Genomic DNA, 22,374 nt, shown 5'->3' with positions numbered 1-22,374 from the left:
CCTGCCGTAACTCGGGGTGAATGTTCGCGTCAGTACTTCCCGGTAACTAAGTGGCGTGGTACCACAGTTGTCGCAGAGATCCTGCTAAGGGAGGTTTTCATGAGACGTACCCGTATTGCGGCCTACGTTGCATCGCTCCTCTTCGCCGCGACCGCCGTCCTCACCGGGGCGGCGACCGCACAGGCCGCCGGCACCGGCTACGTGGCGCTCGGCGACTCCTACTCCTCGGGGGTGGGCGCCGGGAGTTACGACAGCGCCAGCGGTTCGTGCAAGCGCTCCACCAAGGCCTACCCGGCCCTGTGGGCGGCGTCGCACGCACCCGCCAGCTTCAACTTCGTGGCCTGCTCCGGCGCGGTCACGGGCGACGTGCTGAACAACCAGCTGGGTCCGCTCAACTCGAGCACCGGTCTCGTCTCCATCAGCATCGGAGGCAACGACGCCGGCTTCGCCGACGTCATGACGACCTGTGTGCTCTACTCCGAGTCCACCTGCGTCGACCGCGTCAACCAGGCGCGTGCGTACGTGACCTCGACCCTGCCCGCCAAGCTCGACTCGGTGTACCGGGCGATCAAGGCCAAGGCTCCGTCGGCCCGCGTCGTGGTCCTCGGCTACCCCCGCTTCTACCAGCTCGGCGGCTCCTGCATCGCGGGCCTCTCCGAGACCGAGCGGTCGGCCATCAACGGCGCCGCCGACCTGCTCGACACCACGATCGCCGGCCGCGTCTCCGCCGCGGGCCTCACCTTCGGCGACGTACGGACCACGTTCACCGGCCACGAGATCTGCTCCGGCTCGTCCTGGCTGCACAGCGTGAACTGGACCAACATCGGCGAGTCCTACCACCCGACCGCCACCGGGCAGTCGAGCGGCTACCTGCCCGTCTTCGCGTCCAAGGCCTGAGTCCCGCGGCTCCGGCCCCGAGAGCACGACAGCGCGTCAGTACGTAGGTGAAGCCGTGGTGGCCCCGCCCGTCGTGGGGGTCACCACGTCGCACGTCACGGAGTACGCCACCGAGTTCGAGCTCGCCGCGACCGGGCGGTCGACCTGCACCGAGATCTCGTTGTGCAGCGTCCCGCCCTCCTCGTAGGCGGTCTCCGTCGTCTCCACCGTGCGGCTCAGGGAGCCGCCCGCGGGAAAGCTCAGGGTCTGCCAGCCGGGCTCCGAGGCCTCCCCGTCCCGTGTGACCCAGCGGAAGCGCACCTCGGCCGGTGTCCGCCCCACCGTGATCGTCGCCGAGAACGCGGGCGCCTCGGCGGCGGGCGGCGGACACGGACCCGAGTAACTCCCGCGCACCGCGTGCACACTGACCCGCACGGACTGCGCCGGACGCGTCGTGTACCCGCCGCCGGCCGAACCTCCGCCTCCCGCGGCGCTGCTGCGACCGCCGCTGCCCGTGGGGCTCTTGTCACCTGCCGTGGCGGCGCCGCCACGGACGCCGGACGCCGAACTCCCGCCGGCCGAAGCGCCTCCCGGGCCGCCGCCGTCGCCGCGGTTCATCAGCGCGTACGTGAGGGTGCCCACCGCGACCAGCAGGACCACGAGGCCCGCCGTCAGGGCGAGCGAGACGCGACGGGTACGCGCGGGGCCGAAGGAGCCGGTGGGCGGCGTCGTCGCCGAGGCCATCGGGGCGGTGCCGACCGGTGGGGTCGGCGGGCCGGGCGGATCCCGGTGCGTGCCGAGGCGCGTGGCGGTCGCCGTGGGCGCCGCGTGCACCGGGCCCGAGCGCAGTGCGCCGCCCGCCCCGACGATCCGCAGGTCGTGCTCGGCCTGTGCCGCGCCCGTCCGCTCGGCCGGCTCCTTGCGCAGCAGTCCCTCCAGGACCGGGGTGAGCGGGCCCGCCCGGTGCGGCGGCGGCAGCTCCTCGTCCACGACCGCCCGCAGCGTGCTCAGCGGGGTGTCCTGACGGAACGGCGAGTGCCCCTCGACGGCCGCGTACAGCAGCACGCCGAGCGACCACAGATCGGACTCGGGGCCCGGCGTGCGGCCCAGCGCCCGCTCCGGCGCGAGGAACTCGGGCGAGCCGACGACCTCGCCGGTCATCGTCAGCGCCTGCGTCCCCTCGACCCGCGCGATGCCGAAGTCGCTGAGCACGACCCGGCCGTCGTTGGCCAGCAGCACGTTCCCCGGTTTGACGTCGCGGTGCAGCACCCCGGCCTCGTGCGCGGCCCGCAGCGCCGTCAGGACCTCGGCGCCGATGTGCGCCGCGCGCTGCGGCGGCATCGGGCCCTCCGCGTCGAGCTGGTCGGCGAGCGAGACGCCGCGCACCAGCTCCATCACGATCCACGGCCGGCCGTCGTCGGTCGCCACGTCGTACAGCGTGATCACGTTGCGGTGCGAGACGCGGGCGGCCGCCCAGGCCTCCCGCTCCAGCCGGGCGTACATCCGGTCGAGCTCGGCGTCCGGCAGCCCGGCCGGGGGCCGGACCTCCTTCACCGCGACCTCGCGCCCGAGCACCTTGTCCCGGGCGCGCCAGACGGTACCCATGCCGCCCTCGCCGATCGGGTCGAGCAGCCGGTACCGGCCCGCGATCGTCCGCGTTCTGTCCCTGCCCGGCTCCGAGCTCACGGGCGCCCCCCATCCCCGGCGAGACAAGTCTGAACAAAAGTAGCTCAACCTGACCTGATCCCGGCACCCTCGGACGCGGCCGGAGTGAGATCGCCCACGTTGCGCCCGGGCCCCCTTCCCGCCCTCCGGCGCCGGCCCGCCGACGGACCCCGACACGCCGGTCGGCCCTCCGACTTGACCGCGACCACTCCTTCACTCCCTGTGACGAAGGGGTTCGAAAGCGGACCGGAATCGATCGTCGCGTGCCCAGCTTGTCCAACTCGCCCTGGAATACGTCGGATTCGGAGCGTAGTCGCCGACGGAGCGTCAACCTCCGTACGAGGGAGGTGAATCCCTCCGGCGGGATACACGAGTGTCCCGCTGGGGCGATAGGGTTAACCTGCCCGGGCCGGGTGCCCTCGTACGGGTGGGGAGTGACATGGAACAGATAACAGTGCGCAGCAGGCCTCGAGTGCCTGCGATCACCTGCGGGAGCAGCGCGACCAGTTCGCGTCTCGACCGCCATCTCTCGGTGCTCGGCGGCCCCGCCGTCCCGCAGCGCGAGACGGTCGAGGCGACGATGCTGATGCGTGAACTGACCGCGCGTGACCACGCGCACGAGCGCAGTGGCAGGGTCGCACGGATGCGGCGGGTCTCGCTCTTCGCACCGCTGCGACGGCTCAGCCGCTCGCTGTTCGGCGGCCGCTGACCGGCTGCCGCAGGGCTCGGGCCCGCATCCGACCTCCGCGCCGTACGGCGTACCGCTGCGCATCTCCGCGACCGTCATCCCCACGGCATGCGGCGGGCGCCCCGGCGGGGGAGTCGGTTGCGGGCCCTGTCTTTTGTTCTGGGCCTGCGGGATCTTTCCCGGTCCTCCCACTGGGCCCGCGGGCTCGTCAGCCCCGTGCGTAGCGCCGGACCGCGAGCGGCACGCACACCACGAGCAGCACCCCGCACCACATCAGCGTCCCGGCCACCGGGTGAGCCACCGGCCAGCTCGCCCCGTGCGGCACCGGCGCGTTCCCGAACAGGTCGCGCAGCGCCGTGCACACCGCGCTGACCGGGTTCCACTCCGCGACCGTGCGCACCCAGCCGGGCATCCCGGCGGTCGGCAGGTACGCGTTCGACAGCATCGGCAGCATGAACGTGGCACTGCCCAGCTGCCCCGCCGCCTCCTCGCTCTTGGAAGCGAGACCGAGCAGGATCCCCAGCCACGTCGTGGCGAACCGGAACAGCAGGAGCAGCCCGAACCCGCCGAGCGCGGACGGCAGTCCGCCCTCGATCCGCCAGCCCATGGCCAGCCCCACGAGCACCATCGGCACCAGGCCCGCCGCCGTCGTCAGCAGATCCGCCACGGCCTGCCCGAGCGGCACGGCGGCCCGGCTCATCGGCAGGGTGCGGAAGCGGTCCATGACACCCCGGTGCGCGTCCTGGGCGGCCGCGAACATGCCGGTCATGATCCCGTTGGCCGCCGTCGCCACCAGCATCCCCGGCACCAGGAAGGCCCGGTAGTCCGCGCCCGGCATCGCCATGGCGCTGCCGAACACGTAGCCGAAGAACAGCAGCAGGGTGATCGGCATCGTCTGGGTCAGGATCAGCAGGGCCGGCGCCCGCCGGATCCGCTGGAGATGGCGGCCGAGCACCGCCGTGCCGTCGTACAGGATCGCGCTCATGCCGCGGCCTCCGTCAGGGTCGGTCGGGCGGCCGTCAGCCGCAGGAACACTTCGTCGAGGGTGGGCGGGCGCAGGCTCGCGTCGACCAGCGGGACCCCGGCCGCGTCCAGCTCGCGGACCACTCGGGGCAGGGTCACGGACGGATCCAGGACGAGCGCCCCGGCCGTGCGCCGCTCCGCGTCCAACTCGGGCCGTGACCCGGTCAGTTGGTCCAGGACGACCGCCGCCGCGTGCAGCGCCTGCGCGCCGGCGTCCTCCGCGACGACGACCTCCGCGTAGGACCCGATCCGGGCCTTCAGCTCGGCGGGCGTGCCGGTGTGGGCGGCGCGGCCCTCGTCGATCAGCACGATCTCGTCGGCGAGCAGATCGGCCTCCTCCAGATACTGGGTGGTCAGCAGGACGGTCGTGCCCGCGGCGGCCAGCTCGCGCACCGCTTCCCAGATCCCGTTCCGGCTGTGCGGGTCGAGGCCTGTCGTCGGCTCGTCGAGGAACAGGACGGCGGGCCGGGTGATCAGGCTCGCCGCGAGGTCGAGGCGGCGCCGCATGCCGCCCGAGTACGTGCGCGCCGGCCGGTCCGCGGCGTCCGCCAGGTCGAAGCGGTCGATCAGCTCGTCGGCGCGGGAGCGGGGCGCGCGCAGCAGCCGGGCGAACAGGCGCAGGTTCTCCCGGCCCGACAGGTCCCCGTCCACCGAGGCGTACTGGCCCGTCACGCCGATGCTCCGGCGCACCGCCTGCGCCTGCGTCGCGATGTCGTACCCCGCGACACGCGCGGTGCCCGCGTCCGGTCGCAGCAGCGTCGTGAGCAGCCGGACCGCCGTCGTCTTGCCCGCCCCGTTCGGACCGAGCAGGCCGCAGACGGAGCCTTCGCGCACCGCCAGATCCAGGCCCCGAACGGCGTGCACGGCCTTCGCGCCGGAGCCGAAGCGCTTCTCCAGACCTTCACTAAGTACAGCGTACGTAGAAGTCATGCCCCCACCGTAGCGCACTACGTACGCCGTACGTAACTACGATGGTGCGAGAAAGTTCGAGAGGTGATGATCGATGGCGGGCCGAGCGGCCGAACCCGAAGTGATCTGGGCGCGCCCCGAGCGTGCCGGGCGCGGCCCGCGCCCCGCGCACAGCAGGGCCGACATCGCGGCAGCCGCCGTGCGCGTCGCCGACTCCGAGGGCATCGACCAGGTGTCCATGCGGCACGTCGCCGCCGCGCTCGGCATGGGCACGATGTCGCTCTACAACTACGTCCCCCGCAAGGAGGACCTGTACGAGCTGATGGTCGACGCCGTCAGCGCGGAGTACGAGTACCCCGAGCCCAGCGGGGACTGGCGGGCCGACGTCCTCGGACTCGCTCACCAGATGCGCGCGATGATGCTCCGCCACCCCTGGCTGCCCCGGCTGATGTCACCGGTCTACGGCTTCAGTCCGAACGCGCTGACGTACCTGGAGTACAGCCTGCGCTGCCTCGACCCGCTGGAGCTGCCCTACGGCACCAAGATGGAGCTGATCGCGTCCCTCAACGGCGTCGTCACGACCTACGTGGCCAACGAGATCGCCACCGCGGAACGCACCCGGTCCCTGCCCTGGAGCGCCGAGCAGGAGCAGGCCGTACGGATCGGCTACCTCGGCACGCAGGTGGCCTCCGGGCGCTATCCCCGGCTCGCCGCCGCCTTCACCGAGGACTCCGGGCCGATCGACATGGAGGCCGTGTTCGACCGGGCGCTGCGCCGCACGGTCGAGGGGTTCGTGGCCGCACCGTCCTGACGGGTGGTCACAGCAGGGCGAACTGGCCGCCGGGGCCCTCTTCCTGATGGTCCAGGACCGAGGCGGGGCGGCGGGCGCCGTCCGGCACCGGCAGCACACGGGCCCGCTTCAGCTCCTCCGCGGTGAGCGGATCGGCGCCGAGCGCCCCGCGCAACTCCTCCCGGTCCGGCTCCAGTTCGGCCTGAAGTGTGAGCACCGTGACCAGTTCGAGCAGCTCGGACGTCCACGACTGCGGCCACGCCGAGGGGCGCAGCGCCGCGAGCGTGCCCGGCTCGGCCGGGGCCGTGCGCCGGGCGAACCACTGCTCGATCACCCGCACCCCGCCCACCGTGAAGTCCCAGGCCGCGGCGGGCACCGGCGAGATCCGCCCCGCGCCGACCACGAGGGCCTCCTCCGCGCGCTCGTACACCAGCTCCCCGGGGCGGGCGGGCAGCGCGGAACGGACGTAGGGGCGACGCCCGCCCGGCAGCTTGGGCCGCTCGGCGCCACCGCCGCGCCGCGCCAGCCACAACAGCCGCCGGCCCAGACCGACCCCGCGCCGCCACACCTGCGGATCGGTGGTCAGCGGCACCCGGCACGCGCTCGCGTCCCGCACCGCGACCGCGAGCACCCAGGCCAGCAGGTCCTCGGCGCCCACCTCCTGGTCGTAGGTGCCGGACAGATGCGTGAGCAGGCCCGGGGCCACGTTCGGCTCGGTGCCGTCGGGTCTGCGGTACAGCGGGCGGATGCGGCCCGGACGGCCCGCGGGGGAGCGGCCCTCCGGCAGTACGGCGGAGGCGAGCACGGCGGGCCCGGCGGCGTCCGGCACATGGCCCTGCTCCACCAGGTACAGCTGGCGCTCGCCGGCCACGCGCCACAGCTCGGGGCGCGCAGCGTCCAGGAGCCGTTGGTCGGGGATGAGCCACTGCTCGTCGAACGGGCCGTGCAGCAGCCGCACCGGCTCCGGGCACGGTCCCTCGGTGCGGGCCAGCGGCTCGGTGCCCGTGCGCTGACCGGGCAGTTGGGCGGCGGGGGAGTGCAGGGTCCGGGCCCGGGACGGTTCGAGCAGGGCCGCGCGTTCCTCCGCCCCCGCCCCGACGAACCGCTCCCAGCGGGCCTTCAGCGACGCGGTGTCCGGCGCGACCGGCCAGGTGCGGCCCAGCCGCAGGGGCGCGACGGACCACGGCATGAGGTCCGGGAGCGGCAGCGCGTGCGAGAGCCCGTCGTTCGTCACGCCCGGCATGGTACGTCCCCCCGATGGCCGTTCAGTCGGCGTCCAGCGTCACCGTGAACGAGAAGCGGTCGCCGCGGTAATGGATCACCGCGACGTCCAGAACCCTGCCCGCTTCGTCGTAGGTGATGCCCGTGTAGTGCAGGATCGGGCTCAGCAGCGGCACCTCGAGCAGCCGGGCCGTCTCCGGGTCGGCGAGGCGGGCCTCCACCGAGTCCGTGATCCGGCTGATGCGCAGGCCCACGACGTCCCGCAGCACCTTCGTCATCGGCCAGCGCTCCAGATCGGCCGGGTCGACCAGGGGGCCGAGGTCGGGGCGCAGGTAGTTGCGGGCGTGGTTGGTCGGCTCGCCCGTCTTCTCGTCGCAGCGCAGCCGGTGGTACGCGGCCACGTGCTCGGCGCCGGGGAAGTGCTCGGCGAGGGCGGCGGGCACGGGCGCGGAGCGGTCGTGGTCGAGCAGGCGGGTCGTCATGCCCGACTGCTGGGCCACGATCGCGTCCACCGAGCCCAGCAGCCGGACCGGGGCGCCGCGGCGCGCCGCCGGTTCGATGAACGTGCCGCGGCGGCGGTGCCGGGTGATCAGCCCCTCGTCCTCCAGCTCCTTCAGCGCCTGGCGCATCGTGAGCACGGAGACTCCGTAGTGGGCCGCGAGCTGTTCCTCGGTGGGGAGGCGGAGCGGGTCCTGGGGGGATCTGCCGAGTATGGAGGCGCGCAAGGACTGCGACACCTGATACCAGAGCGGCAGCTTGCGGTTCAGGACGATCGAGTCCGGGGCGAATGACGTCACGGGGTTATCCGTATCTGTCGCGGGCCCGTCTTGCAATGTCGGGGCCCCTCTGACCTTCTGTTTCGGCTCTCCGCCCGCCTCCCCTCAGCCGCGGCCGAAGTGCGGCTCCAGTCCCTTCCATACGTCGTCGTAGCCCCGCTGGAGATGCCCCGCCTCCGCGGCCTGCGCGGCGACCGTGAGCGGCCAGCGGGTCTCGAACATGAAGGCCAGGCCGTCGTCGATCTTCTGCGGCTTCAGCTCGGCGGCGCTGGCGCGGTCGAAGGTCTCCCGGTCGGGGCCGTGCGCCGACATCATGTTGTGCAGCGAGCCGCCCCCGGGCACGAAGCCCTCCGCCTTCGCGTCGTAGGCGCCCTCGATGAGCCCCATGTACTCGCTCATCACGTTCCGGTGGAAGTACGGCGGACGGAACGTGTCCTCGCCCACCAGCCAGCGCGGCGCGAACACCACGAAGTCGACTCCGGCGAGCCCCGGCGTGTCCGACGGGGACGTCAGCACCGTGAAGATCGACGGGTCCGGGTGGTCGTAGGAGATCGTCCCGATGACGTTGAAGCGCCGCAGGTCGTACACGTACGGGACGTGGTTGCCGTGCCAGGCGACGACGTCGAGCGGGGAGTGGTCGTACGCGGCCGTCCAGAGGTTGCCGCAGAACTTGTTGACCACCTCGACCGGGCCCGCGACCTCCTCGTACGCGGCGACCGGCGCCCTGAAGTCCCGTGCGTTCGCGAGGCCGTTGGCCCCGATCGGACCCAGGTCGGGCAGCTGGAACGCCGCGCCGTAGTTCTCGCACACGTACCCGCGGGCGCTCTCGTCGAGCAGCTCCACGCGGAAGCGGACCCCGCGCGGGATCAGCGCGACCTCGCCGGGACCTGCCGCGAGCAGCCCGAACTCCGTGCGCAGCAGCAGCCCGCCGTGCTCCGGCACGATCAGCAGCTCGCCGTCCGCGTCGCTGAACACCCGGTCCATCGGCGCGTTCGCGTGGTACAGGTGCACGGCCATGCCGGTGCGCTGCGTCGCGTCGCCGTTTCCGCCGAGCGTCCACAGGCCGGCCAGCCAGTCCGTGCCGGGGGCGGGCTCCGGAAGCGGGTTCCAGCGGCGGCGGTTGGGGTCGGGGACCGTCTCGGTGAAGGGGGCCGTGCGCACCGCCCCGTTGTCCGTCCGCGTGAACTCCGGGTGGGCCGCCGAGGGGCGGATCCGGTACAGCCACGAGCGGCGGTTGTGCGCGCGGGGCTCGGTGAAAGCGGTGCCGCTCAACTGCTCCGCGTACAGGCCGAGCGGGGCACGCTGCGGTGCGTTGCGCCCGACGGGCAGGGCTCCCGGCACCGCCTCCGAGCCGTGCTCGTTGCCGAAGCCGGTGAGATACGTGAGCTCCTGGGCCGTCTTCCTCGCCTGCTCGATGCCGTTCATAGGTGGGCGCTCCCGGTGCCTGAAGGAATCCTATGCATCACCGTAGGATTCCGGCCCGGCGCGCGTCAACGGTGCCGTCCCGCGCGGGTGGGAGAAAGCTCTGCCGCAGGGGGTCCTAAAACATGAGCAATGCTCTACTCTCGCGCCCATGCCGTGGATCCGAAGGCTCCTTGTCGTCCTGGTCGCGCTCTGCGCGGCACTCGCCGCCACTCCCGTCGCCCAGGCGCACGAGGAACGGCCGGTGAAGCTGCCCGACGGGTCGGGCAGCGTGCCCGTCCACCGCGACGGGCCGCCCGACCTGCTCGTCTGCAAGAACGACCGGGCGGACTTCGAGCGCCGCGTCGCCGGCTTCCCGGCCGCCCTGCGCAAGAAGAACCTCGACCTCTTCGCGCGCTGCCAGGACAAGGGCTTCCGGCACCTGCAGGCGGCGGTCGACGCCGTCGACCGGCCCGGCATGAACATCGCGATCCTGCCCGGCCTCTACGAGGAGGAGCCCTCACGGCCGAAGCCCACCGGCGCCTGCACCCGCCTCAAGGCCAGGAAATCCCAGCTGGGTTACCAGATCCTGTCCTACGCCCAGCAGAAGCGCTGCCCGCACAACCAGAACCTCGTCGCGATCCTCGGCAAGAAGAACCTGCAGATCGAGGGCACCGGCCGGTCCCGCCTCGACGTCGTGATCGACGCCAAGTACTCCAAGCTCAACGCGATCCGCTCCGACGGCAGCGACGGCATCTACTTCAAGAACTTCACCGCCCAGCGCACCACCTTCAACTCGCTGTACGTCCTGGCCGGTGACGGCTTCGTCATCGACGACGTGCTGACCCGCTGGAACGACGAGTACGGCTTCCTCACGTTCGCGAGCGACCACGGGCTCTACAAGAACTGCGAGTCCTACGGCAACGGCGACTCCGGCATCTACCCGGGCAGCGCCTCGAACATCAACAACGGCCGCGGCTACGACGTCCCGCGCTACTCCATAGAGATCACCGGCTGCCGCAGCCACCACAACATGGTCGGCTACAGCGGCACCGCCGGAGACTCCGTCTACGCGCACGACAACGAGTTCGACCACAACATGGGCGGCGCCTCCATGGACTCCGCCTTCCCCGGCCACCCCGGACTCCCGCAGAACCACGCCCGGTTCGAACGCAACGACATCCACGACAACAACGCGAACTACTACCCCTACGTCGCCGACGGCACCTGCGCCAAGGACCCCGTCGACCGCGGCTACGAGGACGGAGTGGTCTGCCCCCAGATCTCCATGCCGCCCGGCACCGGCATCATCACCGCGGGCGGCAACTGGAACCGGTACGAGAACAACTGGGTGTACGGGCACGACCGCGCCGCCTTCTTCCTGAGCGCCGTCCCCGCGTTCATCCGCGGCGAGTCCGCCTGGTCGAAGCAGACGGACACCTCGCACCACAACCGGTACGCGGGCAACAAGCTCGGCGTCGACAAGGAAGGCCGATCGCGGCCCAACGCCACCGACGTGTGGTGGGACGGGCAGGGCGGGGGCAACTGCTGGCAGGGCTCCGCGGGCGCCTCCACCCCCCGCGCCCTGCCCACCTGCGGGACGAAGCGCGGTGACGTCTCCGGCGGATCCGACCGGCTCGCCGGCGAACCGACCAAGCTGGCCGCGCTGCTGGTCTGCGCCGACTACAACGTCCAGGCGCGGCGACTGCCCGCCGGGTGCGACTGGTACGGGGCGCGGGGCATCGAGCGCATCGAGGTGCAGCTCGCGCTCGGCGTCGCGGTCGTGCTGACGCTGGTCGGCGGGGTGCTGTGGTGGCGCCGGCTGCGCACGCACCGCTGGGCGACCGTGGCGTGCGCCGCGGGACTCGTCGGCCTCGCGCTCGACGTGGCGGGATCGACCATGGGACTCCAGTCCGGCTACCTGCCCGCGGTGGCCCTGCTGCTGACCGGCGCGTGGTGGACCGGCATCGGACTCGTGCTGCGGCGCGAACGCCCGTGGTTCGGGTGGGTCACGGTGGCGCTGGGTGCGCTCACCCTCCTCGACGCCTTCGACAAGGCCGTGGTGATGCTGCCGTGGATCCCGCTCGGCCCCGCCTGGATCCGCGGACTGCTCGGCGTGGTGTGGGTCCTGTGGGCCGTGGTGGCGGCCTCCCGTCAGGACGTCACCACCCGGCCGGAGACCCCCGAGGTCCTGACCGAGGTCCGGGCATGAGGGGCGGTGCGGGTGTGAGGCGCGGTGCGGGCGTGAGCGGGCGGCTGGCGCGGGCGGTCGTGGTGGTGCTGCTGACCGTCGGTGTCGCGGCGGGGTGCGGCGGGCGGCCCACCACGCACCACAAGCCCGGCACCGGGCACCAGGAGGCGAGCGGCTCGGCCGGGCGGCTGCTCGACCGCGAGGACGAGTCCGGGCACCGCTACCGGCAGGTCGACGCGGACGGCGCCCCGTCGGTCGAGCTGGAGGTGCGGCCGGACTCGTCCGACGGCTGGAACGTCCGGCTCGACGTGAGCGACTTCCGCTTCACCCCGGACAGCGTCGGCGGGGGAGCGCTGCCCGGGCGCGGCCACGCGCATCTGTACCTCGACGACCGCAAGATCGCCCGCGTCTACGGCGAGTGGTTCCACCTGCCCGAGTCCGCCGTCCCGAAGGGCACCCACCGGCTGACCGCCCGCCTCTACGCCGACGACCACACGGTCTGGGCGGTCGACGGTGAACCGGTCGAGTCGAGCGCCGACGTGACGTCCTCCGGACGCGCGGGCGGGCACGCGCACGGCGATGCCGGGGCCTCCGCGGGCGGCAAGGCGGACCGCACCGTCACCGTAACCGTCGACGGCAAGAACGTCCAACCCCCGCCCGGCCGCCTGGAGTTCAAGAGGGGCGAGCGCGTCCGTCTCTCGGTCACCAGCGATCGCGCCGACACCCTCCACGTCCACGGCTACGACAAGGAGGTCAGCCTCCCGGCCGGCCGCGCGGCCACGCTGACCCTCACCCTCGACCGCACCGGCCTGTTCGAGGTCGAGACGCATGAATCCGGCCTGCTCCTCACCCAACTCGTGGTCCGGTGACCCGCGTTGACCCTCCGCTCGCCCGCCCCGCTCGCGCACGGCATCGGCTCCCGGCACGACCTGCCCCTGTCCCCCTTCTACGCGTACGCGGGAGCCTTCGCCGCGCTGTTCGTCTCCTTCCTCGCGCTCGGCCTGCTCTGGTCCGCCTCCCGGTTCCGCGGAAACCGGTCCGGGCTCGCGCTGCCGCGCCCGGTCCAGCGCCTCGCCGACGCCCGGAGCACGCGCACCGCCCTGCGCGTGCTGGGCCTCGGCGCGGCCGTCCTCGTCCTCGCCGCCCTCCTTCTCGGCCCCGACGACCCCGAGCGCAACCCGGCCCCGGGCGCGGTGCACGTCCTGTTCTGGGTCGGGCTCGTGCCCGCCTCGCTGCTGTGCGGCCCGCTCTGGCGCCTGCTCAACCCCCTGCGCACCCTGCACGCCGCCGGCTGCCGGGCCCTCGGACGCGACCCCGACGCCGGGCGCCCGCTCCCGTCCCGGCTCGGCATGTGGCCCGCCGCCCTCGGCCTCTTCGCCTACACCTGGCTCGAACTCGCCTCGCCCGACCCGGCGTCCCGCACCGCCCTGCTCGCCTTCCTGCTCACCTACGCGACCGTCCAGCTCGCCGCCGCCGCGAGGTTCGGCGTCCGCTGGTTCGACGAGGGCGACGCCTTCGAGGCGTACTCGACGCTCTTCGCCCGGCTCTCCCCGTTCGGCCGGCGCGACGACGGACGCCTCGTGCTGCGCAACCCCTTCCACGGCCTCGACGCCACCCCGCCCGCCCCCGGGCTCGTCGCCACCGTGTGCGTGATGCTCGGCTCCACCGCCTACGACGGCTACGCGGACGCCCCGTCCTGGATCACCCGCCTGCAGACCTCCTCCCTCGGCCCCACCGCGACCGCCACCCTCGGCCTGCTCGGCGCCGTCACCCTCGTCGCCGCCCTGTACGCGCTGTGCGCGGGCCGGGCGCCCCGCGCCGCGTTCGCCCACGCCCTCGTGCCGATCGCCCTCGGCTACCTCGTCGCCCACTACTTCACGCTCTACGTGACCGAAGGCCCGCGCACCCTCGCCCTGGCCTCCGGCGCCGACCACCCCCTCCCGCCCGAACCGCCCCTCGGCCCCGGCGGCCTCGCCGCGCTCCAGGTCCTCGCCATCGTCACCGGACACGTCCTCGGCGTCGTCGCCGCGCACGACCGGGCCGTACGGCTGCTGCCCCCGGAGAGGTCCGTCACCGGCCAGCTCCCGCTGTTCGCGCTGATGATCGCGTACACCCTCGGCGGTCTCGGCCTGCTCATCGCCTGAGACCGCCCGCGCCGCGGGACCGATCCGGAGGCGGTCGACGGTCCCCGTACCCGAAGGGCCATGATGGACCCCGTGACCACGACGCCTTCCTTCAGCGATCAGTCGGCACGTTCCCTGCGCCGCACGCCCGTCCAGCGGCGCAGCGCCGAGCGGCTCACCAGGATCCTCGACGCCTGCGCCGGGCTCCTCGACGAATGCGGCTACGAGGAGCTGAGCACGCGGGCCGTCGCCCTGCGCGCGGAGGTCCCCATCGGCTCCGTCTACCGCTTCTTCAGCAACAAGCGCGCCCTCGTCGACGCCCTCGCCCAGCGCAACCTGGAGCACTACGCGGAGCGGGTCACCGAGCGGCTCGGCCGCATCACGGAGGGCGACTGGCGCGCCGGGATGGACGTCTTCCTCGACGAGTACGTGGCCATGAAGCGCACCGCGCCCGGCTTCTCGCTCGTCGACTTCGGCACCCAGATCCCGGTCGGCGACCCGGCCTCCGACCCCAACCACCGGGTCGCCGACACCTTCACCGACCTGCTCACCCCGCACCTCGACCGCGAGCCCGACGACGATCTGCGCCGCGTGTTCCTCGTCGCCGTCGAGACCGCCGACTCCCTCGTGCGGCTCGCCTTCCGGATCGACCCCGCGGGCGACGAGCGGATCATCGCCGAGGTCCGCCTCCTCCTGCACGCCTACCTCGCCGAATCCCTCGACCCGCGCCGCCCCCGCACCCCCCGTACACCACCCGCAAAGCTGTGACCTGGAGTTTTGCGCTTATTGCTCACACGTCAACATCTTGTTAACCCCACATGACGGCCCCTAACGTCTCGCTGACCGCCTCCCCCGTCCGGGCCGATGGACGGCACTGCAGACGGCAGTTCAACGGCGAACGTTAGGGACCTCCTCCATGCTGACAATCCTCGGATTCGTCATGATCGCCACCTTCCTGGTGCTGATCATGATGAAGAAGGTGTCGCCCATCGCGGCGCTCGTGCTCATCCCCGCGCTGTTCTGTGTGCTGGTCGGAAAGGGCGCCCATCTCGGCGACTACGTCATCGCCGGCATCGGCGACCTGGCGCCCACCGCCGCGATGCTCATGTTCGCGATCGTCTACTTCGGCGTCATGATCGACGTCGGCCTCTTCGACCCGATCGTGCGCGCCATCCTGAAGTTCGCCAAGGCGGACCCGGTGCGGATCGTCGTCGGTACGGCCGTGCTCGCCGCGATCGTCTCCCTCGACGGCGACGGCTCCACCACCTTCATGATCACCGTCTCGGCGATGTACCCGCTGTACAAGCGCCTGAAGATGAGCCTCGTCGTGATGACGGGTGTCGCCGCCACCGCCAACGGCGTCATGAACACGCTGCCCTGGGGCGGTCCCACCGCCCGCGCCGCAACGGCCCTCAAGCTGGACGCCAGCGACATCTTCGTGCCGATGATCCCGGCCCTCGCGGTCGGCCTCCTCGCCGTCTTCGCCCTCTCCTACGTCCTCGGCCGCCGCGAGCGCAAGCGCCTCGGCTTCCTGTCCCTGGACGAGGTCACCGAGACGGTCACCGAGACCGCCGACGAGAAGGTCCTGGTCGGCGCCGGTTCCGGTGCGGGCTCCGGCAAGAAGGCCACCGGCGGCGGTGACCACGGCGCCCCCTCGTACGAGAACGAGGAGGGCGAGACCTTCGCCGGGCTCGACCCGAACCGGGCCACCCTGCGCCCCAAGCTCTACTGGTTCAACGCGCTGCTCACGGTCACCCTGCTCACCGCCATGATCATGGAATGGCTGCCGATCCCGGTGCTGTTCCTGCTCGGCGCCGCGCTCGCGCTCACCGTGAACTACCCGCACATGCCCGACCAGAAGGCCCGCATCGGCGCCCACGCCGAGAACGTCCTCAACGTCGCCGGCATGGTCTTCGCCGCCGCCGTCTTCACCGGCGTCCTCCAGGGCACCGGCATGGTCGACCACATGGCCAAGTGGGTCGTCAGCGGCATCCCCGACTGGATGGGCCCGCACATGGCGCTCGTCACCGGTGTGCTCTCCATCCCGTTCACGTACTTCATGTCGAACGACGGCTTCTACTTCGGCATCCTGCCGGTCCTCTCCGAGGCGGGCGCCGCGCACGGTGTCTCCTCCCTGGAGATCGCCCGCGCCTCGCTCGTCGGCCAGCCGCTGCACATGTCGAGCCCGCTGGTGCCCGCCGTCTACGTCCTCGTCGGCATGGCGAAGGTCGAGTTCGGCGACCACACCAAGTTCACCGTGAAATGGGCCGCGCTGACCGCCCTGGTGGTCCTCGCCGCCGGCCTCCTCTTCGGGATCCTCTGACCCGATGAACCACTCCGCAGGGCCCGGTCAGGGACGCGCGTGGCTGCTCCGCCTCGTCATCGCCTTCAGCTTCGCGCAGGCGGCGGTGTCGATGGCGCGGCCCGCCGTCTCCTACCGGGCCCTCGCGCTCGGCGCCGACGAACGCGCCGTCGGCGTCATCGCCGGTGTCTACGCCCTGCTCCCGCTGTTCGCCGCCGTCCCGCTCGGCCGGCGCACCGACCACGGGCGCTGCGCCCCGCTCCTTCCCTTCGGCGTCGTCCTCATCGCCGGGGGCTGCGCCCTGAGCGGCACCGCCGGATCGCTGGCGTCCATGGCCGCCTGGAGCGGCGTCATGGGCCTCGGTCATCTCTGCTTCGTGATCGGCGCCCAGTCGATCGTGGCCCGGCAGTCCGCGCCCGACGAGCAGGACCGCAACTTCGGCCACTTCACCATTGGCGCCTCCCTCGGCCAGCTCATCGGCCCCATGGCGGCCGGCGCGCTGATCGGCGGGCCCGACATGGCCGGCACCAGCGCGCTCGCCCTGCTGGTCTCGGCCGGTGTCTGCGCCGTCTCCCTCACCTCCCTGTGGCGCATCGAGTTCCGCACGGCCGCCGCGCGTGCGGGCCAGGGGGAGCAGGCCGCGCCGCGCGTCCCCGTGCACCGCATCCTGCGCACCCGCGGCGTCCCCGGCGGCATCTTCATCAGCCTCGCCGTCCTGTCGGCCACCGACATCCTCACCGCCTACCTGCCCGTCGTCGGCGAGCACCGCGGCATCGCCCCGTCCGTCGTCGGCGTCCTGCTGAGCCTGCGCGCGGGCGCCACCATCGCGTGCCGCCTGGTCATGACCCCGCTCATCGACTGGCTCGGCCGCGCCGTGCTCATCGCCTCCACGTGCGGCCTGGCCGCGCTGCTGTGTGCGGGGATCGCGCTTCCCGTGCCCGTCTGGGCGCTCGCCGTGATGCTGGTCCTGCTGGGCTTCTGCCTCGGCGTCGGCCAGCCCCTGTCGATGACCACCGTCGTCCAGGCGGCCCCGCCCGAGGCCCGCTCCACGGCGCTCGCGCTCCGCCTGACCGGGAATCGGCTCGGGCAGGTCGCGGCGCCGGCCTCCGCGGGCCTCATCGCGGGTGTCGCCGGTACGGCGGCGCCCTTCGTGATGCTGGGCGGGCTGCTGCTCATCGCCTCCGGCCTGGGGGTCCGGGGTGCGTGTCCGCGTCCGCGGCTGCCCGGTCCGGTCGCGGGGCGGGTGCGGGTCCGTCGTCGCCGGCCGCGCCCCGCGGAGGATCCGCACATCGACACAGGCCCGCGCCCCTGAAATGCAGACCCTTCGGGTCGCATCTCCATCGGGCGCGGGGAACTGCGCGACCAGCCACGATGGCGCAGCAGGCGACGGACGGCCACGCGCGGCAGCCACCTTGGCGGCATCGGCATCGGCATCGGCATCGGCACCGGCACCCGCACCGGATGGAGCCGGACGGGTGGAAGTCGGCGGGTGGCGCGGCACGGTGCCACCCTTCGCGTCCGTTGCGTACCAATAGTCGGATTATCGGCCCGTCAGATCCGGGATCCACGACTAAAGGAACCACGCATGAGCGCTTCGGTGATCCGCCCCCTGCTGTCCGCTTCCGTCATCGCCATCGCCCTCGCCGGGGGCGGCGCATCCGCCGCGTACGCCGCCCCCGGCGACAACGGTGACGTGAAGGTCCACGACTCGAACACCGGCGAGTTCGACCAGCGCAACGACCCCAAGGTCTGCCGCTTCTATCTCGACGCCTTCAACTTCGACGCCGGGCAGAAGGTGACCTGGACGATCGCCCCGCAGCCGGCCAAGGCCGACTCACCGAACCTCCAGGGCGCCCTCACCATGGACGCCAACGGGCACAAGCGGACCGCGAACCTCACGCTGCCCGAGGGGATGTACAAACTCGACTGGACCTTCGAGGGCGAGCAGGGCGCGGGCAAGCACAAGGTCTTCCAGGTCGACTGTCCGGGCGGCGGACCGGACGGTGGCAACGGCGGTGGCACGGGCGGTGGCAACGGTGGCGGCACCGGCGGTGGCAACGGTGGCGGCGGCCACGGCCACGGTCACAAGCCACCGCACGGGCCGGTCGGCGCCGGTGGCGGCGGCGTGGCGGACACGGCCGCTCCGGCCGGTGACTCGGGCTCCGGGGTCGCCATGGGCGCTGCCGCCGCAGGCCTTGCCGGCGCCGCGGGCCTGATCCTCGTCCGCCGTTCCCGCCGCCGCGCCGATGGCGCAGCGTAGTTCCGTCCCCCCGCGTGCCGCAGCCCCGCGCGGACGAGCCCCGGCCCGTCCGCGCGGGGCCGTCCGGCGCGGGCGCACCACTCGTCGGCAGCGCCGGCTCCTGAGGCTCGCCCGCACGGTGGCCGTCACCCTGGCTCTCGTCGGCGGTGCCGTCTGGTGGTCCGGGGGTGAGGAGCCGGCGGCTCCGGCCCTGGCGACCCGCGCGGCTTCCGGGCCCGGCACCGACGGGGCGAACGGCGCACACGGGGCGAGCGGGGCGCGGCACGCGTCCGGTTCGGCCGGGCACAAGAGGGTGGCCAAGGCCCCGGAGAAGCCCGCGCGGCCCCCGGCGCCCCTGGCCCGGTCCCGCCCCACCGTCCTCGCCGTCCCCGCGATCACCATCGAGGCGCCCGTCGTCGGCCTCGGTCTGAAGCCGGGCGGGAGCCTCGCCGCCCCGCCCGTCGACAACCCCCGGCTCGTCGGCTGGTACACGGGCGGCGTCACCCCGGGTGAGCGCGGCACCGCCGTCGTCGTCGGTCACCGCGACACCCGCACGGGTCCGGCGATCTTCCTCGACCTCGACTCGCTCGACACGGGCAACACCGTCCGGATCGCCCGCGCCGACGGCCGCGTCGCCGTCTTCACGGTCGACCGGGTCCGTACGTACGCCAAGGCGGCCTTCCCGGACCAGGAGGTCTACGCCGCCGCCGGACGCCCCGAACTGCGCCTGATCACCTGCGGTGGAGCCTTCGACCGGAAGACCGGATACGCGTCCAACATCGTGGTCTTCGCCCATCTCACGGGTGTCGAGCGGCGGCTCTGACCTGTCCCCTCCCTGTGTCGGGAGGGGATCACGGGGAAGATCACGGGGAAGATCACGGGGAACGCGTCGCCCCGAACCGCTCCCGTGTCCGCCGCACCCGCTCCAGCCCGGCCGGGTACGGCAGCGCGGCGGCCAGCGCCTCCGCCTCCTCCAGTACCCCGTCGTCCCGCCCGGCCGCACCCACGACGACCCGCGCCTCCACCTCCGCGAGCCGCTCCCCGGCCCCGACCGCCCGCTCGGCCTCCGCGGCGGCGATCCGCAGGGCCGACTCCGGCCGCCCGGCGAGGAGTTCGGCCCACGCGGTGAGGACGGGTGCCTCGCCCTCGGGGAGCAGCGCGGCGACCTGCTCCGGCCGCCCCTGGAGGAGGGTCAGCTCGGCGCGGGCGGTGCGCACCTCGAAGAGGGCCTGCCGGTCCGCACCGGCCGACCGCTCGGCGCGGTCGAGCAGAGATCCGGCCCGGCCGGGCGCACCGTCGCGCATCCGGACCCTCGCCAGCGCGGCCAGCGCGTACGGCGACGACCACGCGTCGCCCTCCTCGACCCCGGCGACAGCCGCCTCCGCCAGCTCCCGCGCCGCGTCGAACTCGCACAGCAGCAACCGCAGTTCGGCCAGATTGGCCCGCTCGAACGCGGCGGCGGTCGGATCGCCGGACTCCTCCGCCAGACCGAGGGCGCGCCGCCCCGTGGCGACGGCCTCCCGCAGCCGCCCCTCGCGGCGCGCGTTCTCCCGCAGTACGGAGAGCACCGAGCCGAGCAGCGCCGAGTCCCCGTACGCCTCGGCGGGGGCGAGCGCCAGGGCGGCGGCCTCCCGGGCCTCGCGGAACCGTCCGGCGAGCGCGAGGTTGGTGGCCTGTCCCGCGTGGCAGCGGGCGATCAGCCCCTGGCCGGTGACCCCGGGCACGCGCAGCGCGGCGGCGAGCGCGTGCCGGGCGGCCGTGTATCCGTCCTGGTAGGCGCCCTGCACGCCGAGGGCGACGGCGCGGGCGAGGAAGTGGGAGGCCGTCGGTTCGGCGCCGGTCCGCTCGGCCGGGCGGTGCCGGCGCAGCAGCGTGAGGGCCGCCGCCGGGCTCTCGGCCTTGACGAGGGTCTCGGCGAGCCGGGCCGCCGCGAGCACCGTGTCGTCGTGGTCGCCGCGCCGCGCGAACTCGGCGAGCGCGAGCCGCAGGACGTCGGCCGCCTGCCCGAAGTGACCCATGCGGCGCAGCACTTGCGCGTGGGCGAGCCGGGCCCGGGCCGCGTCCACGTCGAGCCGGGCGACGAGGTCGCGGTAGTAGTGGTCGGCGGTGTCGTTGGCGTAGACGGCGGCGGCCCGCTCGGCGGCCCGGTGCAGATACTCGGCCGCGCGCGGGTCGTCGGCGCGGGCGAAGTGTGAGGCGAGGGTGTCGACGGCGTCCGGGCGGCGGCGCAGCACGGTCCCCGCGAAGGCGGCGTGCAGCTGCCGGCGTCGCACGGCTGTCAGCTGCTCGTAGCAGGTGAGCCGGACGAGCGGGTGCCGGAACGCCAGGCCCGCCTCGGCCCGGCCCGCGACCACCACCTGCCGTTCCTCGACGAGGGCTGCCCCGATGGCGTCCTCCAGGGCCGCGACCGCGTCCACCGTCGGCCGCAGCCCGTGCTCGGCGACGTCGAGCAGCTCGCCGAGCGCGACCTCGCCGCCCCCGACCGCGAGCGCCTCCACGACCCGGCGGGTGTCCCGGCCGATCCGTCCGAGCCGGTCCGCCACCAACTGCCGTACCCCGTCGGGGGCTTCGTCGCCGAACGGGCTCCGGGCGAGTTCGAGCGCGAACAGCGGGTTGCCCAGGGAGAGCTCCCAGACCCGGTCGAGCCGTCGGTCCGGGGCGCCGCCGTCACGCGCCACGGCCCGGCAGGCGTCCCGGTCGAGCCGGGCCACCTCTTCGCGCACGGACAGGCCCGCGCGGCGCAGCGCGACGAGCGCGGAACGCCGCGGATCGCCGTCGGGGACCTCCTCGTCCCGGTACGTGACGAGGAAGCGCAGCGGCGTCCCGTGGCCCGCGGCGCGGCGGGCCAGATGGCTCAGCAGCTGGAAGGAGCCCTCGTCGGCGGCGTGCAGATCGTCGAGGACGACGAGCACGGGCCGCGCCGAGGCGAGTTCGCCGAGCAGCCCGGACGCCGCCCGGAACAGCCGGTCCCGCTCCTCCTCCGGCGAGCGTTCCCCCTCGGCCCGTACACGCCCCAACGACGGCAGGAACGCGGCCAGTTCGGGATACTCGGCGCCCACGCGGGCCCGCTCCCCGGCGCCCCATTCGGCGAGCCAGCCGTCCAGCGCCTCCGCGAACGCCCCGTACGGGGTGTGCCCCTCGGCGTCGTGCCCGCCGCCGCACAGCACGGCGGCCCCGGCCGCGGCGGCCCGCCGGGCGGTCTCCCCGGCCAGCGCGGTCTTGCCGACGCCGGCCTCGCCGGTGAGCAGGGTGACCGGCGGCCCGCCCGGGGCGAGCAGCCGCTGGAGAACGTTGTCACGCCCGCGCAGCGGAGCCTGCCCGGGGGAGCGCAGCGGACCGGGCAGCGAGGGCGCGGTGAGGACGGGGGCGGGGGAGCCGGCGAGCGCGAGCCGGTGCAGGCGGTCCGTCTCGGGCCCGGGGCGCACGCCCAGTTCGGCGTCGAGCGCCTCCCGGCACAGGTGGTACTGGCGTACCGCGAGCCGCCGCAGATCCTGGCCCAGGTACGCCTCCATCAGCAGGCGGTGGGCGGACTCCTCGGCGGGGCTGAGGGCGAGCACCTGCTCGGCCGCGCCGACGGCCGCGGCCGGGGAGCCCTGGGCGAGGTGCGCGGCGGCGAGCGCGAGCAGTACCTCCTCGCGCAGGGTGATCAGCTGATCCCGGCGGGCCTGGGCCCAGTGCGCGTACCGGTCCTCGGGCAGCAGCTCGCCGGTGAACAGCTCCAGGGCCGCCGCCAGCCGCTCCGGGTCCCGGGAGGCGAGCGCGCCCCGCGCCGTCGCCTCGGCCTCGTCGGCGTCGACCCGGACCGTCGCCGGATCCAGGCGCAGCAGCGCCCCGTCGGATATCAGGTACGAGGAGGAGGCGCGCGGCGCGAGTTCGGGCTCCAGGGCGTGGCGTGCGGCGTGCAGGGCGACGCGCAGCGAGCCGGTCGCGGACTGCCGGTCGGCCTCCGGCCAGCAGAGGTCCATGGCCTGCTCGCGGTGGAGCCGGTGACCGGGGGTGACGGCGAGCAGCTTCACCAGGGTCCGGGCGCTCGGCCGGGTCCAGCGTTCGGCCGGCGCGGGCCCGCCGTCACGCGTGGCTGCGAAACCGCCGAAAAGGTGCAACCGGAGCAGCGGAGTGGCTGATTCTGTGCGGCCGGTCTGCTGCTCTTCCATGAGGGCGCCACTGTAA

18 protein-coding genes are annotated in these 22,374 nt (G+C 73.6%); 11 read left to right on the top strand and 7 right to left on the bottom strand.

What is annotated here, in order from left to right:
• The first annotated feature begins 99 nt into the window (after positions 1–99).
• Positions 100–897 carry an SGNH/GDSL hydrolase family protein gene (locus tag ACIBTU_RS31115; RefSeq protein ID WP_399129966.1) on the top strand — a complete coding sequence of 266 codons (798 nt, stop codon included), beginning with the start codon at positions 100–102 and terminating at the stop codon, positions 895–897.
• 36 nt (positions 898–933) lie between these two features.
• Here ACIBTU_RS31115 and ACIBTU_RS31110 read toward each other — a convergent pair whose 3' ends face one another.
• Positions 934–2,562, bottom strand: a complete 1,629-nt coding sequence (locus ACIBTU_RS31110) for a serine/threonine-protein kinase (RefSeq protein WP_399129964.1) — start codon at positions 2,560–2,562, stop codon at positions 934–936.
• A 418-nt stretch (positions 2,563–2,980) separates the two neighbouring features.
• Here ACIBTU_RS31110 and ACIBTU_RS31105 point away from each other — a divergent pair, with 418 nt between their 5' ends.
• Entirely contained in the window at positions 2,981–3,250 is a 270-nt protein-coding gene (locus tag ACIBTU_RS31105; RefSeq protein WP_399129963.1) for a hypothetical protein, read from the top strand.
• Positions 3,251–3,437: 187 nt separating this feature from the next.
• Here ACIBTU_RS31105 and ACIBTU_RS31100 read toward each other — a convergent pair whose 3' ends face one another.
• A complete protein-coding gene (locus ACIBTU_RS31100; RefSeq protein ID WP_399129961.1) occupies positions 3,438–4,214 on the bottom strand; it encodes an ABC transporter permease in 777 nt (258 codons plus the stop codon).
• Complete coding sequence (locus ACIBTU_RS31095; RefSeq protein ID WP_399129959.1) at positions 4,211–5,182, bottom strand: ATP-binding cassette domain-containing protein; 972 nt, start codon at positions 5,180–5,182, stop codon at positions 4,211–4,213. Before ACIBTU_RS31095 ends, ACIBTU_RS31100 begins: the two co-directional genes overlap by 4 nt.
• Positions 5,183–5,255: 73 nt before the next feature.
• On the opposite strand from ACIBTU_RS31095, the gene ACIBTU_RS31090 reads away from it, so the two are divergent.
• Positions 5,256–5,972, top strand: a complete 717-nt coding sequence (locus ACIBTU_RS31090; protein ID WP_399129958.1) for a TetR/AcrR family transcriptional regulator — start codon at positions 5,256–5,258, stop codon at positions 5,970–5,972.
• A 7-nt stretch (positions 5,973–5,979) separates the two neighbouring features.
• On the opposite strand, the gene ACIBTU_RS31085 is transcribed toward ACIBTU_RS31090, so the two are convergent.
• From ACIBTU_RS31085 to hmgA, 3 genes are all read right to left on the bottom strand, one after another.
• Positions 5,980–7,194: a type ISP restriction/modification enzyme gene (locus ACIBTU_RS31085; protein ID WP_399129957.1), complete on the bottom strand. Its 1,215-nt coding sequence runs from the start codon at positions 7,192–7,194 to the stop codon at positions 5,980–5,982.
• 22 nt (positions 7,195–7,216) lie between these two features.
• Positions 7,217–7,969: a GntR family transcriptional regulator gene (locus tag ACIBTU_RS31080; protein ID WP_399129955.1), complete on the bottom strand. Its 753-nt coding sequence runs from the start codon at positions 7,967–7,969 to the stop codon at positions 7,217–7,219.
• Between the two features lie 84 nt (positions 7,970–8,053).
• Positions 8,054–9,373: a homogentisate 1,2-dioxygenase gene (hmgA, locus tag ACIBTU_RS31075; protein ID WP_399129953.1), complete on the bottom strand. Its 1,320-nt coding sequence runs from the start codon at positions 9,371–9,373 to the stop codon at positions 8,054–8,056.
• Positions 9,374–9,521: 148 nt separating this feature from the next.
• Here hmgA and ACIBTU_RS31070 point away from each other — a divergent pair, with 148 nt between their 5' ends.
• The 8 genes from ACIBTU_RS31070 to ACIBTU_RS31035 all read left to right on the top strand — a co-directional run bounded on the left by ACIBTU_RS31070 (position 9,522) and on the right by ACIBTU_RS31035 (position 19,027).
• Positions 9,522–11,561, top strand: a complete 2,040-nt coding sequence (locus ACIBTU_RS31070; protein ID WP_399129952.1) for a hypothetical protein — start codon at positions 9,522–9,524, stop codon at positions 11,559–11,561.
• 32 nt (positions 11,562–11,593) lie between these two features.
• Positions 11,594–12,409 (top strand): hypothetical protein, encoded by an 816-nt coding sequence (locus ACIBTU_RS31065; RefSeq protein WP_399129950.1) that lies wholly within the window; start codon positions 11,594–11,596, stop codon positions 12,407–12,409.
• Positions 12,410–12,415: 6 nt separating this feature from the next.
• Positions 12,416–13,684 carry a hypothetical protein gene (locus tag ACIBTU_RS31060; protein ID WP_399129948.1) on the top strand — a complete coding sequence of 423 codons (1,269 nt, stop codon included), beginning with the start codon at positions 12,416–12,418 and terminating at the stop codon, positions 13,682–13,684.
• Between the two features lie 63 nt (positions 13,685–13,747).
• Positions 13,748–14,431 carry a TetR family transcriptional regulator gene (locus ACIBTU_RS31055; RefSeq protein ID WP_399130049.1) on the top strand — a complete coding sequence of 228 codons (684 nt, stop codon included), beginning with the start codon at positions 13,748–13,750 and terminating at the stop codon, positions 14,429–14,431.
• Between the two features lie 148 nt (positions 14,432–14,579).
• Positions 14,580–15,986, top strand: coding sequence for a CitMHS family transporter (locus tag ACIBTU_RS31050; RefSeq protein WP_399129947.1), 1,407 nt, complete (start codon positions 14,580–14,582; stop codon positions 15,984–15,986).
• 4 nt (positions 15,987–15,990) lie between these two features.
• On the top strand, positions 15,991–17,277 hold the full coding sequence (locus ACIBTU_RS31045) for an MFS transporter (RefSeq protein ID WP_399129945.1): 1,287 nt from the start codon (positions 15,991–15,993) through the stop codon (positions 17,275–17,277).
• Between the two features lie 273 nt (positions 17,278–17,550).
• On the top strand, positions 17,551–18,225 hold the full coding sequence (locus ACIBTU_RS31040; protein WP_399129944.1) for a hypothetical protein: 675 nt from the start codon (positions 17,551–17,553) through the stop codon (positions 18,223–18,225).
• A gap of 118 nt (positions 18,226–18,343) precedes the next feature.
• The gene (locus ACIBTU_RS31035; protein ID WP_399129943.1) at positions 18,344–19,027 is read left to right on the top strand and encodes a class F sortase; all 684 of its coding nucleotides are present in this window, start codon (positions 18,344–18,346) and stop codon (positions 19,025–19,027) included.
• Between the two features lie 52 nt (positions 19,028–19,079).
• Here the strand turns inward: ACIBTU_RS31035 and ACIBTU_RS31030 are convergent, their stop codons facing one another.
• Complete coding sequence (locus tag ACIBTU_RS31030; protein WP_399129942.1) at positions 19,080–22,358, bottom strand: ATP-binding protein; 3,279 nt, start codon at positions 22,356–22,358, stop codon at positions 19,080–19,082.
• Between the last annotated feature and the right edge of the window lie 16 nt (positions 22,359–22,374).

This window comes from Streptomyces sp. NPDC050145 (genome assembly GCF_044460245.1).
Taxonomy (GTDB): domain Bacteria; phylum Actinomycetota; class Actinomycetes; order Streptomycetales; family Streptomycetaceae; genus Streptomyces.
The sequence above is the reverse complement of the archived record's forward strand: the minus strand, read 5'-3'. Positions and strand labels throughout refer to the sequence as shown.

Coding starts and splice junctions, on each gene's coding strand:
- ACIBTU_RS31100 (WP_399129961.1), bottom strand. CDS start 4,214: ATGAGCGCGATCCTGTACGACGGCACGGCGGTGCTCGGCCGCCATCTC.
- ACIBTU_RS31030 (WP_399129942.1), bottom strand. CDS start 22,358: ATGGAAGAGCAGCAGACCGGCCGCACAGAATCAGCCACTCCGCTGCTC.
- ACIBTU_RS31090 (WP_399129958.1), top strand. CDS start 5,256: ATGGCGGGCCGAGCGGCCGAACCCGAAGTGATCTGGGCGCGCCCCGAG.
- hmgA (WP_399129953.1), bottom strand. CDS start 9,373: ATGAACGGCATCGAGCAGGCGAGGAAGACGGCCCAGGAGCTCACGTAT.
- ACIBTU_RS31050 (WP_399129947.1), top strand. CDS start 14,580: ATGCTGACAATCCTCGGATTCGTCATGATCGCCACCTTCCTGGTGCTG.
- ACIBTU_RS31105 (WP_399129963.1), top strand. CDS start 2,981: ATGGAACAGATAACAGTGCGCAGCAGGCCTCGAGTGCCTGCGATCACC.
- ACIBTU_RS31055 (WP_399130049.1), top strand. CDS start 13,748: ATGGACCCCGTGACCACGACGCCTTCCTTCAGCGATCAGTCGGCACGT.
- ACIBTU_RS31115 (WP_399129966.1), top strand. CDS start 100: ATGAGACGTACCCGTATTGCGGCCTACGTTGCATCGCTCCTCTTCGCC.
- ACIBTU_RS31070 (WP_399129952.1), top strand. CDS start 9,522: ATGCCGTGGATCCGAAGGCTCCTTGTCGTCCTGGTCGCGCTCTGCGCG.
- ACIBTU_RS31040 (WP_399129944.1), top strand. CDS start 17,551: ATGAGCGCTTCGGTGATCCGCCCCCTGCTGTCCGCTTCCGTCATCGCC.
- ACIBTU_RS31085 (WP_399129957.1), bottom strand. CDS start 7,194: ATGCCGGGCGTGACGAACGACGGGCTCTCGCACGCGCTGCCGCTCCCG.
- ACIBTU_RS31045 (WP_399129945.1), top strand. CDS start 15,991: ATGAACCACTCCGCAGGGCCCGGTCAGGGACGCGCGTGGCTGCTCCGC.
- ACIBTU_RS31095 (WP_399129959.1), bottom strand. CDS start 5,182: ATGACTTCTACGTACGCTGTACTTAGTGAAGGTCTGGAGAAGCGCTTC.